This window comes from Corallococcus sp. AB011P, assembly GCF_003611605.1.
Classification (GTDB): Bacteria; Myxococcota; Myxococcia; order Myxococcales; family Myxococcaceae; genus Corallococcus; species Corallococcus coralloides.
Window position 1 is genome coordinate 78873 of sequence record NZ_RAVX01000003.1, and the last position, 14520, is coordinate 93392.

13 protein-coding genes are annotated in these 14520 nt (G+C 71.2%); 11 read left to right on the top strand and 2 right to left on the bottom strand.

Annotation, left to right across the window (positions count from 1 at the left end; all coding sequences use genetic code 11):
• Positions 1-37 precede the first annotated feature (37 nt).
• The 4 genes from D7X30_RS10210 (at position 38) to D7X30_RS10225 (ending at position 6454) form a co-directional block, all read left to right on the top strand.
• Positions 38-2263, top strand: a complete 2226-nt coding sequence (locus D7X30_RS10210; protein WP_120562707.1) for a hypothetical protein — start codon at positions 38-40, stop codon at positions 2261-2263.
• A 187-nt stretch (positions 2264-2450) separates the two neighbouring features.
• Positions 2451-4205, top strand: a complete 1755-nt coding sequence (locus D7X30_RS10215; RefSeq protein ID WP_120562708.1) for a hypothetical protein — start codon at positions 2451-2453, stop codon at positions 4203-4205.
• A 72-nt stretch (positions 4206-4277) separates the two neighbouring features.
• On the top strand, positions 4278-5522 hold the full coding sequence (locus D7X30_RS10220; protein WP_370051377.1) for a sigma-54 interaction domain-containing protein: 1245 nt from the start codon (positions 4278-4280) through the stop codon (positions 5520-5522).
• A 59-nt stretch (positions 5523-5581) separates the two neighbouring features.
• Positions 5582-6454 carry a MaoC family dehydratase gene (locus D7X30_RS10225; RefSeq protein ID WP_120562710.1) on the top strand — a complete coding sequence of 291 codons (873 nt, stop codon included), beginning with the start codon at positions 5582-5584 and terminating at the stop codon, positions 6452-6454.
• Between the two features lie 48 nt (positions 6455-6502).
• Here the strand turns inward: D7X30_RS10225 and D7X30_RS10230 are convergent, their stop codons facing one another.
• The gene (locus tag D7X30_RS10230; protein ID WP_043321491.1) at positions 6503-6739 is read right to left on the bottom strand and encodes a helix-turn-helix domain-containing protein; all 237 of its coding nucleotides are present in this window, start codon (positions 6737-6739) and stop codon (positions 6503-6505) included.
• Between the two features lie 344 nt (positions 6740-7083).
• Here D7X30_RS10230 and D7X30_RS10235 point away from each other — a divergent pair, with 344 nt between their 5' ends.
• From D7X30_RS10235 to D7X30_RS10260, 6 genes are all read left to right on the top strand, one after another.
• The gene (locus tag D7X30_RS10235; RefSeq protein ID WP_120562711.1) at positions 7084-7491 is read left to right on the top strand and encodes a (deoxy)nucleoside triphosphate pyrophosphohydrolase; all 408 of its coding nucleotides are present in this window, start codon (positions 7084-7086) and stop codon (positions 7489-7491) included.
• A 2-nt stretch (positions 7492-7493) separates the two neighbouring features.
• The gene (locus D7X30_RS10240; protein WP_199724235.1) at positions 7494-8432 is read left to right on the top strand and encodes a hypothetical protein; all 939 of its coding nucleotides are present in this window, start codon (positions 7494-7496) and stop codon (positions 8430-8432) included.
• A 149-nt stretch (positions 8433-8581) separates the two neighbouring features.
• Positions 8582-10627, top strand: a complete 2046-nt coding sequence (ftsH, locus tag D7X30_RS10245; protein WP_370038138.1) for an ATP-dependent zinc metalloprotease FtsH — start codon at positions 8582-8584, stop codon at positions 10625-10627.
• 105 nt (positions 10628-10732) lie between these two features.
• Positions 10733-10981: an RNA polymerase sigma factor region1.1 domain-containing protein gene (locus tag D7X30_RS10250; RefSeq protein WP_014396380.1), complete on the top strand. Its 249-nt coding sequence runs from the start codon at positions 10733-10735 to the stop codon at positions 10979-10981.
• Between the two features lie 84 nt (positions 10982-11065).
• Positions 11066-11656 (top strand): nucleotide exchange factor GrpE, encoded by a 591-nt coding sequence (locus D7X30_RS10255; protein ID WP_120562713.1) that lies wholly within the window; start codon positions 11066-11068, stop codon positions 11654-11656.
• Positions 11657-11737: 81 nt separating this feature from the next.
• On the top strand, positions 11738-13273 hold the full coding sequence (locus D7X30_RS10260; RefSeq protein ID WP_199724236.1) for a trypsin-like peptidase domain-containing protein: 1536 nt from the start codon (positions 11738-11740) through the stop codon (positions 13271-13273).
• 22 nt (positions 13274-13295) lie between these two features.
• Here D7X30_RS10260 and D7X30_RS10265 read toward each other — a convergent pair whose 3' ends face one another.
• Positions 13296-13931: a DUF6066 family protein gene (locus D7X30_RS10265; protein ID WP_120562715.1), complete on the bottom strand. Its 636-nt coding sequence runs from the start codon at positions 13929-13931 to the stop codon at positions 13296-13298.
• Positions 13932-14128: 197 nt separating this feature from the next.
• On the opposite strand from D7X30_RS10265, the gene D7X30_RS10270 reads away from it, so the two are divergent.
• On the top strand, positions 14129-14488 hold the full coding sequence (locus D7X30_RS10270; RefSeq protein ID WP_120555309.1) for a PilZ domain-containing protein: 360 nt from the start codon (positions 14129-14131) through the stop codon (positions 14486-14488).
• Positions 14489-14520 lie beyond the last annotated feature (32 nt).

Consider the following 14520-nt stretch of genomic DNA (forward strand, 5'->3'; position numbering starts at 1 on the left):
CACCCGCGCGCCATTCGCGTGAGCCTCTCGAGGTCCCATGCAGCCGTTGGTTGAAGCCTCCTGGCCGGAGCCGCTCCAGGCCCTCCACGCGCGCGTCGCCGCGGCGGCGCCCCAGGAGGCCGTGGCGTCGAGCGCGGAGTGGCGCGAGGACTTCGCCCGCTGGGTGCGCGGTGCTTCGCTGGAGGAGCGCACGCGCGCCCAGGCCGCCGCGTGGGAGCGGCTGTCCCCGGGAGAGCGCACCCCGGCCGAGCTCCTCTTCCTCCTGGCCACCCTCAGCGAGCTGCTCTGGCCCTACGAAGAGCCGCGCCCGGGATTGTTGAAGCAGTTGCTCGCGAGGCGGGACGCCGCGGTGACGGCGCTTCGCGAGGCGGGCGACACGGAGAGCGCCGAGCGAATCCAGAAGGAGAGCACCGTCACGGTCTCCACGGTGCTCACGCGCTACCTCAAGCGCCGCCCGGAGACGCTGTCGACGCTGGTGCGTGACGTGCCCTGCACCTACGACGGCCGCGCGCTGCGCTTCCAGGACGCGGTGGAGGTGGACCTCAAGTACGTCATGGGCACGGGCGCGAAGTCCGTGGACCTGCTGGAGCAGCTGCGCTCGCTGCTCCCCGACACCCGCGACGGTGGCCGCGACAAGCTCACCGACTTCATCCGCACGCGCGCCGCGCGCATGCCGTGGCGTGAGGCGAGTGAGGTGCTGGGTGAGCGCCTCTTCGCGCTGGCCACGTCGCAGGACGGCCGCAGCGGCATGCGCGGCTTCCTCGCGTGCTATCCCAACGGGCGCAAGGAGCCGGACTGGTGCTCGCGCGCGGGGCTCTTGCTGGCGCGCACCGTGGAGGTGGGTGGGCCGCCCGCGGTGGTGGAGAACCTCTGCGACCTGCTCACGCTCTTCGACGCGCCTCCGGTGGACGGGCTGCGCGGCGCATTGGGCGCGCTCGTGCAGAGCGACTTCGAGACCGCCGCCGACCTGGGCCACGCGCGCTTCGTGCTCGACCACTGCCAGGGCACGATGCGCAAGGCCGAGCCCGCGCTGGCGCTCACGCTCCTGTGGCTGGAGGAGCGCCTGTTCCGCGCCTCCGTGCGGCGTGGCGTGCCGGAGGCGTTCGAGCGGCGCACCCGTGCCCGCGCGAAGCTGGAGTCGCTGCCCGGCTTCACGCACCTGGTGTGGCTGGCGGAGGAGTGCGCGGAGATGTGGCCGCGCTTCCGCACGCCCGCGCGGCCCGGGCTGGATGGGTTGGTCGCCTGGCGCAAGGAGGTCACCTGGCGCATGGGCAGGAAGCCCGTGCTGCGCAAGGCGGCCATCGAGTTCCTCCTGTGGTGCGCACCCGATGAAGCCTCGTCGGAGGCGGAGCTGGCCACGCTGTCGCTCGTCCGCAACGCCACGGATCGGCGGCTGGTGCGCAAGATGTTGGAGCATCCGTCTCCCCGGGCCCGCTTCCGCGCCCGCTCGCTCCAGTCCTACCTCCAGGCCGGAGCAGGGCAGGACAAGCACGCACCTCCCTCCGAGCCCTCCGAGCCCGCGACGCTGACGGCCTCCCTGCGCCACCTGCACGTGACGCGCGCGGTGCCCGTGGGCGGACGCACCTGGCTGCGCGACCGCGACCTGGAGGACCTGCTCGTAGGCGCGGTGGGCCGCGTGGAGTCGGAAGCCGCCCAGCGCCATCTCCAGCGCTTCCGCGAGGAGACGCCGGAGCTGATCGCGGGCCTGCTCGAAGGGCTGCGCTCGGAGCTGGCGCATGTGCAAGCGGCGCTGGGTTCGCTGGTGGCGTCGCCGCTGTCACTGTCCATGACGGTGCACCGCCACCCCGAACCTCCGCCGGAAGCCGCGTCGGACATCGCCTTCATCGTGTCCGTGGAGCGCGAGGGCTTCGTGCGCACGCGCCGGGTCGTCCGCGTGCCGGTGGCGAAGCTGGAGCAGCGCGGAGAGGGGCAGTGGCTGCCCACGTTCCGCCTGGGCCGTGAGCGCCTGGACGCGCTGCTCTCCCGCACCGAGGCCGCCTTCTGCCTCTTCCTGGTGCCCGCCTTCGTGCGCCCGGAGCTGTGGGTGATGCCGGCCCGGCTGGCCCGGGCCTCGATGGAGGCGCAGGGCGCCCTGTCCGGCGTGCCGCGCGAGGCCGCGCAGGGGGCATCCCGGTCCCTGGCGCAGTGGCTGGTGTACGACGTGCTGGGCCTGTGGGTGGGCGACGAACGCCCCGACGTCATCGACGCCTCCCGCGAGGGAGACGCCGCCGCCGGCTTCGTGGTCGACCTCACCGTGCGCTGACCACGCCGGAAAAGCCCCCGGGAATTGTCCGGGAATATCCAGAAGCCCCGGCGTAAAGGCCCACGAGGGGTGCTGGAACACGCCTGGGAGGGGTCCCGGGTCACAGGTCCGTCCGTCGGCTGACGGGATGGCATGCCTCCACGCGCGCGTCGTCGCCGTGTCTCCAGGGAAGCGAGAGGCAGTCGTCATGAAGACTTCGTTGCGCGCGGCGTGGGCCCTGCTGGGTCTGGCCGCCACGGTTGGACTGGGTGCGTGTGGTGAAGGCACCGGAGTGAACGCCGAGCACCGGCTCGTGTCGTCCTCCGGCGAGCCCGTCCTCGCCCAGCAGTCATCGGCGCTGTCGGACACGCTGGAGCAGTACGCGGCCAAGTGTGACGCGGCCATCGGCGCGACGGTGCCGGACTTCAACTGCGAGCTGGGCACGCTCGTGCCCACGACGAACCACGTCAACGGCAAGTGTGACCGGCCCAACCGGCTCAACGAGCAGTGCGACCCCGGCAGCCGCTTCCAGGTGCTGAAGGACACGGCGGACGTGTCCATCGTCGCGCACTGCCGCAAGCAGGGGAACGCGGCGAACTACTACGGCGACATCGCCGTCATCCAGACGAACAAGAAGAACGGCGCCACCTGCTTCTACCAGGCGCTGGGCACGCTCTACGGCGCGGCCGTGAAGGCGCCCTCCAAGGGCACGGGCGCGTGGAGCTGGAAGACGCCCGCGGACACGGCGTCCATCCGCTGCGTGCGCTGCCATGACAACGGGGCGCTGATCCGCTCGCCGTACCTGACGCAGCTGACGGGCGTGAACAAGCTGCCGGGCGCGGGCGACTACGGCTTCAACCGCGACCAGCCGTACCGCTTCATCGGCGCCGACTTCGCCACGTGGAAGGCCTACAAGGTGGAGGTCGCCGGCAACGTGTGCCTGGGCTGCCACCGCATGGGCACGAACAACCAGCTGGGCTACGACGACGGCGTGGCGCTGGACCTGGGCATCCGCGCCACCGCGACGTCGGAGGTGGCGAAGAACCCGCACTCGCCCGCGTCGCCCATCTGGATGACGCCGGGCTCCACCTACTACAGCGCGGACAACGCCGCGGCCGCCGCCGCCCTCCGCGCCTGCGCGCTGCGCCGCAACGAGGTGCCGCTGCCCAACACGGCCGCGTGCCGCATCACCCAGTACACGGACGTGGGCGTCCCCAACCTCCCGGGCACCTTCACGGCGGTGTGGGAGCCGAGCACGCAGTCGGAGATCCAGGCCTACGCCCGCACCTACGCGGACTACCGCGAGAAGTATGATCAGCTCTGGCCGCAGGGCTGGCGGCTGCACACGCTGCAGCCGTACGTGGTGGGCACGCAGGTGCTCTACAACGCCGTCTGGCGCCCCAGCACGGAAGGGGAGATCCAGCTCTACGGCGCCACGTACACCGCCTTCCGCGCGAAGTACGACGAGCTGTGGCCGCAGGGCTGGCGCCTGAAGATCCTCCAGCCGTACGTCGTGAGCGGGCAGACGTATTACACGGCCGTCTGGCGCCCCAGCACGGAAGGGGAGATTCAAATCTACGGCGCGACCTATGCGTCGTACCGCGCGACGTATGACTCGCTGTGGCCGCAGGGCTGGCGTCTGAAGCTGCTGCAGCCGTACGTGGTGAACGGGCAGACGTACTACACGGCGGTGTGGCGCCCCAGCACCGAGGGCGAGGTGCAGGTGTACGGCGTCACGTACGCGTCGTACCGCGCGACGTATGACTCGCTGTGGCCGCAGGGCTGGCGACTGAAGCTGCTGGAGCCGTACGTGGTGAACGGGCAGACGCTCTACACGGCGGTGTGGCGGCCTGGCACCGCGGGCGAGCTCCAGCTGTATGGCTCGGACTACAGCGGCTACCGGGGCTCCTACGACGAGCTGTGGCCGCAGGGCTGGCGCCTGAAGATCCTCCGCGCCTACTGAGCGCGGTCCACCATCCGTCACCGGTCCGGGGGGACCGTTTCCTCAATGAACCTGCCGAGCGAGGAGTCCGCCGTGCCGCGTTTCCACTGCGAGATGAAGTCGGAGCAGAAGGGGGCGCGCGCGCGGGCCCAGGATGAAGGTCCAGGGACCTACGTGGATGGGGTCCGGTGGCGCCAGTCACGAGCCCGGGTGCGGAGCGGATCCACGGGCGGCTATTCGGCCGCGCGACACGAAGCGCGGGACGAGACGGTGGCGCCCGCGCCGTTGAACCGCGATGAGGCGCAGCGGGCGCTCCGGATGCAGGTCGCTCCGGAGCCCGCGGAGGCGCTCCCGCCGGTGACGCACGAGCCTGCAACAGGGCAGGCGACTTTCGGGGAGCTGGTGGCCACGTCCGCCGCGGCGAGGGCCAGCTTCGAGCGCATGGCGTGCGCCGCGGCGTGCAACGCCACGGTGCTGCTGGAAGGGGAGACGGGCACGGGCAAGAGCCGCGCGGCGCTCGCCATCCACCGCGCCGGGGCTCGCGCGAACGCGCCGTTCCTCGTCGTGGACTGCGGTGCGCTCCCGGCCAACCTCCTGGAGAGCGAGCTGTTCGGCCACGAGAAGGGGGCCTTCACCGGCGCCATTCAGCGCCGCGTGGGCGCCTTCGAGGAGGCCGACGGAGGCACCATCTTCCTGGACGAGATTGGCGAACTCCCCGCCGAGCTCCAGCCGAAGCTGCTGCGCGTGCTGGAGAACCGGGAGATCCGCCGCGTGGGCTCCAACACGCACCAGGCGGTCAACGTGCGGGTCATCGCGGCCACGCACCGCGACCTGCGCGCGGAGGTCCAGGCGGGCCGCTTCCGCGCGGACCTGTTCTTCCGCCTCGCGGTGGTGGGCATCCCGCTCCCGTCGCTGCGCGAGCGCACGGAGGACATCCCGCTCATCGTCGAGCGCATCCTCGCGGGGCTGGGCGCCACGCCCGAACAGCTCGCGAAGCTCACCACGCCGGACTTCCTCACGCGCCTCCAGCGCGCCGCCTGGCCGGGCAACGTGCGCGAGCTGCGCAACCACCTGGAGCGCTGCCTCGTCTTCCAGAGCGCGCTTCCGCCCACGGCGCCGGATGCCGCGAATCCCTTGGCCCACGCTGCCCCTCGCGCGGTGGATGCCTCGCTGACGTATGCGGAGTCGCGCCGCCGGGCGCTCGAAGTTTTCGAGCACGACTACGTCGAAGCGCTCCTCAAGCTGCATGGAGGCAAGGTGTCCCAGGCCGCCGCCGCCGCGGACATGGACCGCGTCTACCTGTACCGGCTCCTGCGCCGGCACGGGCTCAAGAGCTGACGCAAGCGGGGCTCACAAATCCCGCGCGCGGCGGGAGCGGGTGTCGGAGAATCCTCCGCATGTCCGCTCCCATCCTCGACCTGCACTCGCTCCCGGCGATGCCCGCCACGCTCCTGCGCGCGGCCATCCCTTTCGGGAAGACCCGGGGCCGCAACACGCTTCCGGCCCTGACGCTGCGGGCGCATGGCTGTCGCGCGTCGCCCGTGCTGCTGGAGCGCTACCGGACCGCGTGCGGCTTCGACGCCGACGGCTTCCTTCCGCTCACGTACCCTCAAGTCATGGCCACGCCGCTGCACCTCCAGCTCCTGGGCCAGCCCGACTTCCCGTACTCCGTGCTGGGCACCGTGCACGTGCGCAACCGCATCCAGCAGCACCACCGCTTGCTGGAAACCGCCGCGCTCACCGTGGCCTGCCGCTTCGACGGTCAGCGCGAAGTGCCCGCGGGCCAGGAGTTCGACATCGAGACGCGCGTCGAAGCCCAGGAGAGCGGCGAGCTCTTGTGGCAGGCCGTCAGCACCATGCTGCGCCGCCACGCGGACCGGAAGGACAAGGACAGCGCGCGCAAGGCCCCGCCGCCGGAGGACACTCGCTTCGCTTCCAGCCGCCCCGCGCCCTGGAGCATCCCCGCTGACGCCGGGCGCCGCTACGCGCGGGCCTCCGGCGACTTCAATCCCATCCACCTCACCGCCGTCACCGCGAAGCCCTTCGGCTTCCCTCGAGCCATCGCGCACGGCATGTGGACGCTCGCGCGCTGCGTGGCGGAGCTGGGGGATGCATCCCACGCGGACGCGCTCCAACTGGATTGCGACTTCAAGAAGCCCCTCTTCCTGCCATCCCGGGTGACGTTCCAGACGGCTCGCGAGTCCGCGGGCGTGGCGTTCCGGGTGCTGTCGGAGGAGGGGAAGCCGCACCTCGTGGGGCGGCTGGGCTGAAGAGACGGGCGACGCGCCGGCGGGCCGGAAAGGGGCCCGCCAGACGCGTCAATCACTCAGCTCCGGGAGGTCCGGCAGACTGTCCGGGTCCAGCTTCATCAGGGCGCACAGCCGGCTCAGCGTGGGGATGGTGGGGACCATCACCCCTCGCTCGACGCGGGCCAGGACTTCCACGCCCAGTTCCAGATGCTCCGCGACTTCCTCCATGGAGAGCCCCGCCTGCTGCCGCGCTGCCTTCAGCGCGGCGCCAAGCGCTTCGGCCCGCTCTCTCCGACTCTGTGTCATCCCCCGAGCATGGCGCCATCCGGCCCGCACGTCACTTGAATCCCACACGCACCCCTCGCGGACGGTGGCCCGGCCGGGGGGCGCCTCCCCGGGACGTGAAGTCCCCAACAGCCCGCTTCCCCCAGGATCCAGGCGGCTCCAGGCCCCCTCCGGGCCCGCCGGAACCCCGCTTGGGCGACCCTGGCTCCGCCCCTGGACGACAGGGCTGGGTGGGGTGGCGGCGCGTCCCGGCCGTGCGCACGCTGCTGCCCAGGAGGGGCCTTGCGCATTGGCGCCGGACAGGGGCTGTGTTACGCCGCCGCACCCTGTCTTCCATCTGTGGGACCCCAATCGAGGAGAAGTGAATGACCCGTCGTCACGTGCGCGTCGTCGGCGCGATGCTCCAGAACGAGATGGGTCGCTACCTCATCACCCAGCGTCCTCCCACCGCGTCGCTGCCCCTCCTGTGGGAGTTCCCGGGCGGCCGGGTGGAGGAGGGGGAGCAGGACACGGTGGCGCTCGCCCGCGAGCTGCTCGAGGAGATGGGGGTCCAGATCCAGGTGCTCGAGCAGGTCATGCACACCCGCCACGAGTACCCGACCTACGACATCGACTTCCGCGTGTTCCGCTGCCGCCTGAGCCACCCGGACGCGGAGATCCACCACCTGCGCGTGCATGACCACCGCTGGGTGGCGCTGGAGGAGATGGGCCAGTACCGCTTCCCCGACGCGGACGCGAAGACCCTGGCCCGGCTGCTGGACCTGGACCACTGACCGTGGGCCCCACCACGCGTCTGGTCGCCGCCGCGGGCCTCCTGCTGTCCGCCGCCTGCTCCAGCTCCCGTCCCACGCCCTCGGCCTCCAGCGCCCCGGACGCCGGCATGCACCAGGTGCCCGCCACGGGGCTCGAGGGCTGCCTGCTCTACACGGACGGCCGCCAGACGGGCGCCGTGCCCCGCCAGGTCCCGGAGCTGTCCGGCCTGGCCGCCAGCCAGCGCCACCCGGGCATCTTCTGGGGACACAACGACTCCAACAACGCCTTCGAGCTGTTCGCCCTGGACGAGACGGGCGCGGTGAAGGCCACGCTGAGCCTCACCGGCGCGGATCCTCGCGACATCGAGGACATCGCCGTGGGCCCGTGCGCGCCCGGCGGCAACGAGTCCTGCATCTTCCTGGCGGACACCGGCGACAACTTCGAGCGGCGCAAGGAGGTGCGCCTGTTCCGGCTGCCGGAGCCCGCGTCCGTCACCAACGCCACGCTCGCGGTGGAGGCGCTGCCCTTCACCTACGAGGACGGCGCCCATGACGCCGAGTCGCTCATCGTCGACAGCCGCTCCGGGCAGGTGGGCATCCTCACCAAGACGCGCGCGTCCCTGGGTGACCTGTACTCGGTGGAGGGCCTGAAGCCCGGCGCCACCGGCAAGGCGCGCAAGCTGGGCACCCTGCGCGTGCCGGATGACGTGGACCGCCTGTCCACGGCCGCCGCCCTGCACCCCTCCGGCGAGCGCCTGCTGGTGCGCACGTACACCCGCGTGTGGGAGCTGCGCCGCCCGGACGCGAAGCGGCTGGAGGACTTCGTCCAGGCGCAGGTGGTGGAGGTGCCCGGCGCCAGCCAGGCCCAGTCGGAGGCCGTGACCTTCCTCCAGGACGGCCGCGGCTACCTGTTGGGCAGTGAGTTCGCGGGCGAGCCCCTGGTCCGCGTCGACTGCCGCTGATCGGACAGTCCCGACCTCGTTCGTTGTCGTCCGATCACGCCCGGCGGTTGACGGCTTGGCGGGGGTGACCATCTTTGGCCGGCTGAGGGAACCGTCACACGACATGGTGTCGGTGTGTACGGGGGAGGGGGAGGGCGAGCGTGCCGACGATGAAGCCACAGGACCTGCCGCCGGGGATGGGCCCGCGCGGAAAGAAGAGCGACAAGCCAACACCCACGAAAGGTGGGTTCAAGTTCGGCTCACCACTGGGCTACATCCTCCTGCTCGTCCTGGGGTTCCTGCTGTTCCGGAACGTGTTTCAGGACGCGGGCGTGCGCCGGGTGTCGTACAGCCAACTGCGCGACGCGGTGGAGAACAACCAGTTCAGCCGTGTCCAGATTTCAAACGAGTGGGTGAAGGGCTTCCTCAAGGAGAACGCCCAGCCCCCTCCGGGCGAGCGAGGCACGCTGCGCAGCGAGCCCAGCGCCCTGCCGTGGATGGCCTACCGCGTCCCCGGTGACGAGGGCCTGGTGCCCCTGCTTGAGCAGAAGGGCATCCAGTTCGAGGCCGTGCCGCAGTCCAGCTTCAGCGAGGTGCTGTGGATCTGGCTCATCCCGATGGGCCTGCTCATCCTCTTCTGGAGCTTCATGATGCGCCGGATGTCCGGCGGCATGGGCCAGGGCCCGCAGAGCGTCATGTCCTTTGGCAAGACGCGCGCGAAGGTGCAGGCGGAGTCCGACACCGGCGTGGGCTTCAAGGACGTGGCCGGCGTGGACGAGGCCGTGGAGGAGCTCCGCGAAATCGTCGAGTTCCTCAAGACGCCGGAGAAGTTCCGCCGCTTGGGCGGCCGCATCCCCAAGGGCGTGCTGCTCGTGGGGCCTCCGGGCACGGGCAAGACGCTGCTGGCGCGGGCCGTGGCGGGTGAAGCGGGCGTGCCCTTCTTCAACCTCTCCGGTTCGGAGTTCGTGGAGATGTTCGTCGGCGTGGGCGCGGCCCGCGTCCGCGACCTCTTCGCCCAGGCCACCGCGAAGGCGCCGTGCATCATCTTCATCGACGAGCTGGACGCCATCGGCAAGAGCCGCAACTCGGGCGTGGCCGGCGGTCACGACGAGCGCGAGCAGACGCTCAACCAGCTGCTCGCGGAGATGGACGGCTTCGACAGCCGCGCGGGCCTCATCATCCTGGCGGCGACGAACCGTCCGGAGATCCTGGACAGCGCGCTGATGCGCCCGGGCCGCTTCGACCGGCAGGTGCTGGTGGACCGCCCGGACAAGCGCGGCCGCGAGCGGGTGCTGGAGATCCACGCCAAGGGCGTGAAGCTGGCCCAGGACGTGGACCTCAAGGTGATTGCCTCGCGCACGCCGGGCTTCGCCGGCGCGGACCTGGCCAACGTGGTGAACGAGGCGGCGCTGCTCGCCGCGCGCAAGAACCGCGACGCGGTGATGCGGGCGGACTTCGAGGAGGCCATCGAGCGCGTGGTGGCGGGCCTGGAGAAGAAGAACCGCCGCATGAACGAGCGCGAGAAGGAGATCGTCGCGCACCACGAGGCGGGCCACGCGGTGGTGGGCTGGATGCTGCCCTACGCGGAGCGGGTGACGAAGGTGTCCATCATCCCGCGCGGCCTGGCGGCGCTGGGCTACACCATGTCGCTGCCTCTGGAGGACCGCTACCTCATGTCGCTGGACGAGCTGCGCGACAAGATGGCGGGCATGATGGGCGGCCGCGCGGCGGAGGAGATCTTCATCGGAGAGGTGTCCACCGGCGCGTCCAACGACATCAAGCAGGCGACGGAGATCGCCAAGATGATGGTCCGCGACTACGGCATGAGCACGCTGGGGCCGGTGGCGCTGAGCGGTGAGCAGGGGCCGGGCTTCCTGCGGTCCGCGGGCCTGCCGGAGTCGCGCAGCTACTCCGAGCAGACGGCGCGGATGATCGACGAGGAGGTCCGCAAGATGGTCTCCGAGGCGTTGGACCGCGCCCGGGACGTCCTCCACACGAACCGCGAGAAGGTGGAGGCGCTGGCGGCGCGGCTCCTGGCGACGGAGGTCATCGAGGAGGAGGCGATGATCACCATCCTGGGGCCCAAGGTGCAGGCGCAGCGCGGCCTGCTCCACCCGGAGGCGCGCACGGTCATCTCCGCGCACCCCGTGGGGGGCACGGAGTCCGAGCCGCCGGTGCCACCCACGCAGCACGCCGAGGGCAAGCTCGACTCGTAGCGTGTGCCTGCCTGCCCTCCGGGCAGCCCTTCGCCCACCGGATCCACCGCCAGCCTGCGGTGACCGGTGGGCGAAATTACTTTCCAACGACAAGGAGGCGTCGCCGTGGAGAACCGCATTGGAAAGAGCTACGTCGCGCGGAAAGCGTTGTTCGCCAAGGGCCTGAAGGACGGCCGGCTCACGGTGCAGGAGATCGAGGAGGCGCTGCCCGCGGGGACTCTGACGGCCGCCGAGCGGTGGCTCCTCTACTACTCCCTTCGCGCCGCGCAGGTGGAGATCATCGACGAGGTGACCGGGCAGGTGGATCACGGCTTCATGGCGGAAGCGCCGCCCCAGGCCCCGTCCAACCACTAGGCGCGTTGACAGGACCGTCCTCGCGGTTACGTTCGCGCCGTTCATCGAGGTCCGCTTCTTCCAACCCCTGGCGCAGGTTCGACAATGGACGGCAATCCCCGCAGCGACGAAACCCCGGAGACGCAGGCCCCCGCCGATACGCAGGCGGAGGCGGCTGACTCCGACACGCAGGCCGAGGCCACCCAGGATGGCGAGGTGGCGCGGCTCCAGGCGGAGCTGGAGGCGGCGCGCCGCCGGGTGAACGAGCTGGCCCGGGGGCTCCAGGACCTCACCAAGGACCGCGAGGAGTTCAAGCAGCGCATCACCCGCGAGCGTGAGCGCATGCTCGACGTGGAGCGTGGCAACGTGGCCAGCACGCTGCTGGAGGCCATCGACGAGCTGGACCTGGTGCTGAACGCCAGCCCGCAGGACGCGTCCCCCGTGGTGCAGGGCGTGCGGATGATCCGCGACAGCCTGCTGTCCAAGGCCCAGGCCACCGGCATCGAGCGCATCCAGGTGGTGGGGCGCCCCTACGATCCGAACGTCGCCGAGGCGGCGGACATGGAAGTGACGCCCGTCCCCGCGGACGACCAGAAGGTGGTCGCCGAGTTCCGCGCGGGCTACCGCCTGAAGGACCGCATCATCCGCCCCGCCCGGGTGAAGGTGGCCCGGTACGTGGCCCCGGCCCAGGCTTGAGAGTCCCCTCGGGGCCCGCGACCCCCCGGGCGTCGCGGGCCGGGAAGGGTGGAGGCCACCGGTCTGTTGGGCCCTGACGCCATGGCCCGCCGTGTAAGCTGCCACCCCGTGTCCGTCCGACTGTTCAGCGTCCTTTGCGCGGTGGCGCTCGCCCCGGTGGCGGGAGCCGCCGAGGATCCGCTCAAGCCCTGGCTCCAGGCCCGGGTTCGCGAGCACCTGGCCTCCTTTGCTTCCCCGACGCCCGCGCCGGCGGACGCCCCGGCCACCGCGGGCGTGGCCTCGCTGTGGCGTGAGCGCCCCGCGGGCTACGCGGGCCTGCCCCACTTCACGCCCCCCACGTCGCTGGCGCCGCTGATCCGCGCGGTGGAGGCGGGCGTGGTGAACATCACCACGGTGGGGCCCGGCGCGGTGGCGGGCGCGGTGAAGCGCTCCACCGGCTCCGGCTTCGTGCTGACGCCCGACGGGCTCGTCGTCACCAACAACCACGTGGTGGCCAACGCGCAGGGCCCGGCGGTGAACCCCACCGGCTCCGGCGTCACGCCGGCCAGGGACGGCCCCCGCGAGGTGCCGGTGCAGCAGGTGTCCGTGCGGCTGGCGGACGGCCGCGAGTTCCCCGCGGAGGTGGTGGGCCGCGACGCCTCCACGGACGTGGCGCTCCTGAAGCTGAACGGCGCGGGGCTGGGGACGCTGCCCGCGGTGTTCCTGGGCGACTCCGACGCGCTGGAGGTGGGGGACTGGGTGGTGGCCATTGGCAACCCGTTCGGCCTGGACCACTCGGTGGCGCACGGGATGATTTCGGCGAAGGAGCGCGTGCTGGGCGTGGGCCAGTTCGACGACTTCATCCAGACGGACGCGCTGATCAACCCCGGCAACTCCGGCGGCCCGCTCTTCAACATGAAGGGCGAGGTGATTGGCGTGAACACCGCCATCATCAGCGAAGGGCAGGGCATCGGCTTCGCGGTTCCCATCAACCTGGTGAAGGACCTGCTGCCCAACCTGCGGGAGAACGGGAAGCTGGAGCGCGGCTGGCTGGGCGTCGTCATCAACGAGGACGGCGCGGACCCCACCGCCACGGCGCCGGTGGTGAAGGACGTCTACCGGGGCAGCCCCGCCGCCCAGGCTCACATCCGCCCCGGGGACCGGCTGGTGGCGGTGAACGGCCGGCCCATCGGCAGCTACCTCCAGCTCTTGCGCAAGGTGGCGCTGCTGGCCCCGGGCACGGAGGCGAAGCTGACGCTGCTTCGCGACGGCGGCACCCAGGAGGTGGCGGTGCGGCTCGTCGCCCGGCCCGCGCAGGAGGCCACGGAAGGGCTCTCCAACCGGGGCGGCAGCAGCGCGAACGACCTGGGGCTGGTGCTGCGGGATCTAACGCCGGAGGTGGCCGCGCCCCTGGGCTACGAGGCCTTCCTGGGCGCGCTCGTGTCCGGCGTGGTGCCGCGCAGCCCGGCGGAGCAGGCCGGACTGCGCGCGGGCGACGTCGTCATGGAGGTGAACCGCCGCCGCGTGAAGGACGCCGCCGCGGTGAAGGCCGCCCTGGAGCGGGGCAGCGCCGGGGCCAGCATCCTCCTGCGCGTCCAGCGGGGCGACGCGCTCCAGTACATCGCCATCGCCCGCTGATCCGGCTCCGAAGGCGGGCGCGCTACTTGCCGCCCGCGTCCTTGCCGTTGAGCCACAGCCCCAACTGGTTGCCGGTGCGGCCCTCGGTGACGAGGACGGCCTCGATGCGGGCGTTGACGCCGTAGTTCTTCCCGCCGCCCTTCTTGGGCAGCGTCCACACCGACTGCGGCGTGAAGACGACCTGCGCGCGCACGCCCCGAGCCATGAACATGCGGTTGAACGTGCCGCCGTTCCACATGTCCGGCGCAGTGCCGCTCACCGTGAGGTAGTTCATCACCGGGTTGCCCTGCGCGTCCGTCTTCTTCGGCGCCCCGTGGCAGAGCCCGTACTTCCCGCCCGAGAAGAAGGGCGTGATGTTGATGGTGTACTCGTTGGTGCCGGGGTTGAAGTCACCGGGGGACACCATGCCCGCGTCGTCCTCGGTGACGATCATGTACAGGCGCTTGCCCGTGTACTTCTTGCGGAAGGCCTCCGCCTGCTGCTTGCACTGCGGATCCACGAGCGCCCCGTCACACTCGCCCACGTACTTCTCCAGGAAGGCCCCCAGCCCGCCCAGGGGCTCGGACTCGTCACGCAGCTTCGCGAAGCGTGAGTCGACGTCGGCCAGGGCGAGCGTGGGCACAAGGAGGGCGAAGGCGGCGGCCAGGATGCGATTCACGGCGGGAAACTCCGGAAAAAAGGGGGGAAGGGCAGCCCGGGGATGGTGCCACTCCAGCCGCGCCGGGGGCAGCGCTTTCCCGTGAACCGGGACATGGTGCGCCATGGTGCGTCAGGGTGGATGTAGGTGATTATTTGCCTACATCTGGCTACCGTGTAGTTTGCCCCTGTCCCCACCTGTTTCGGAGCCCTCCCCGAATGAACACGCAGCCCCAGGAACGCCGCTCCAATCTGCGCTTCGACAAGATTTTTACCGTGTACCTGTCCACCCAGGACGGGATGATGCGGGGCATCGGCCGCAACATCAGCGCGCGGGGCATGTTCATCGAGGTGCGCGACTCGCTGGGTCTGGGCGAGAAGCTGAAGGTGACGTTCGCGGGCGAGGACGGCACGGAGATGACGTGCCTGTGCGAGGTCCGCTACCAGGTGGCGCTGGCCTTTGGCCGCAAGGACGGGCGGCCCGGCAACAGCCGCGGCGTGGGCCTGCGCATCGTGGCCTACGAGACCCTGGACGACGCGCCGCTGCTCCTGGTGGACCGCGAGCGGGTGATGCACTGAAACACCACGGGGCACGGCCCTTCCCCCATTGA

Excerpts from the sequence above, each read along its gene's own strand:
- D7X30_RS10225 (WP_120562710.1), top strand. The coding sequence starts at position 5,582 with ATGTCCGCTCCCATCCTCGACCTGCACTCGCTCCCGGCGATGCCCGCC.
- D7X30_RS10230 (WP_043321491.1), bottom strand. The coding sequence starts at position 6,739 with ATGACACAGAGTCGGAGAGAGCGGGCCGAAGCGCTTGGCGCCGCGCTG.
- D7X30_RS10210 (WP_120562707.1), top strand. The coding sequence starts at position 38 with ATGCAGCCGTTGGTTGAAGCCTCCTGGCCGGAGCCGCTCCAGGCCCTC.
- D7X30_RS10235 (WP_120562711.1), top strand. The coding sequence starts at position 7,084 with ATGACCCGTCGTCACGTGCGCGTCGTCGGCGCGATGCTCCAGAACGAG.
- D7X30_RS10215 (WP_120562708.1), top strand. The coding sequence starts at position 2,451 with ATGAAGACTTCGTTGCGCGCGGCGTGGGCCCTGCTGGGTCTGGCCGCC.
- D7X30_RS10260 (WP_199724236.1), top strand. The coding sequence starts at position 11,738 with ATGGCCCGCCGTGTAAGCTGCCACCCCGTGTCCGTCCGACTGTTCAGC.
- D7X30_RS10270 (WP_120555309.1), top strand. The coding sequence starts at position 14,129 with ATGAACACGCAGCCCCAGGAACGCCGCTCCAATCTGCGCTTCGACAAG.
- D7X30_RS10255 (WP_120562713.1), top strand. The coding sequence starts at position 11,066 with ATGGACGGCAATCCCCGCAGCGACGAAACCCCGGAGACGCAGGCCCCC.
- ftsH (WP_370038138.1), top strand. The coding sequence starts at position 8,582 with ATGAAGCCACAGGACCTGCCGCCGGGGATGGGCCCGCGCGGAAAGAAG.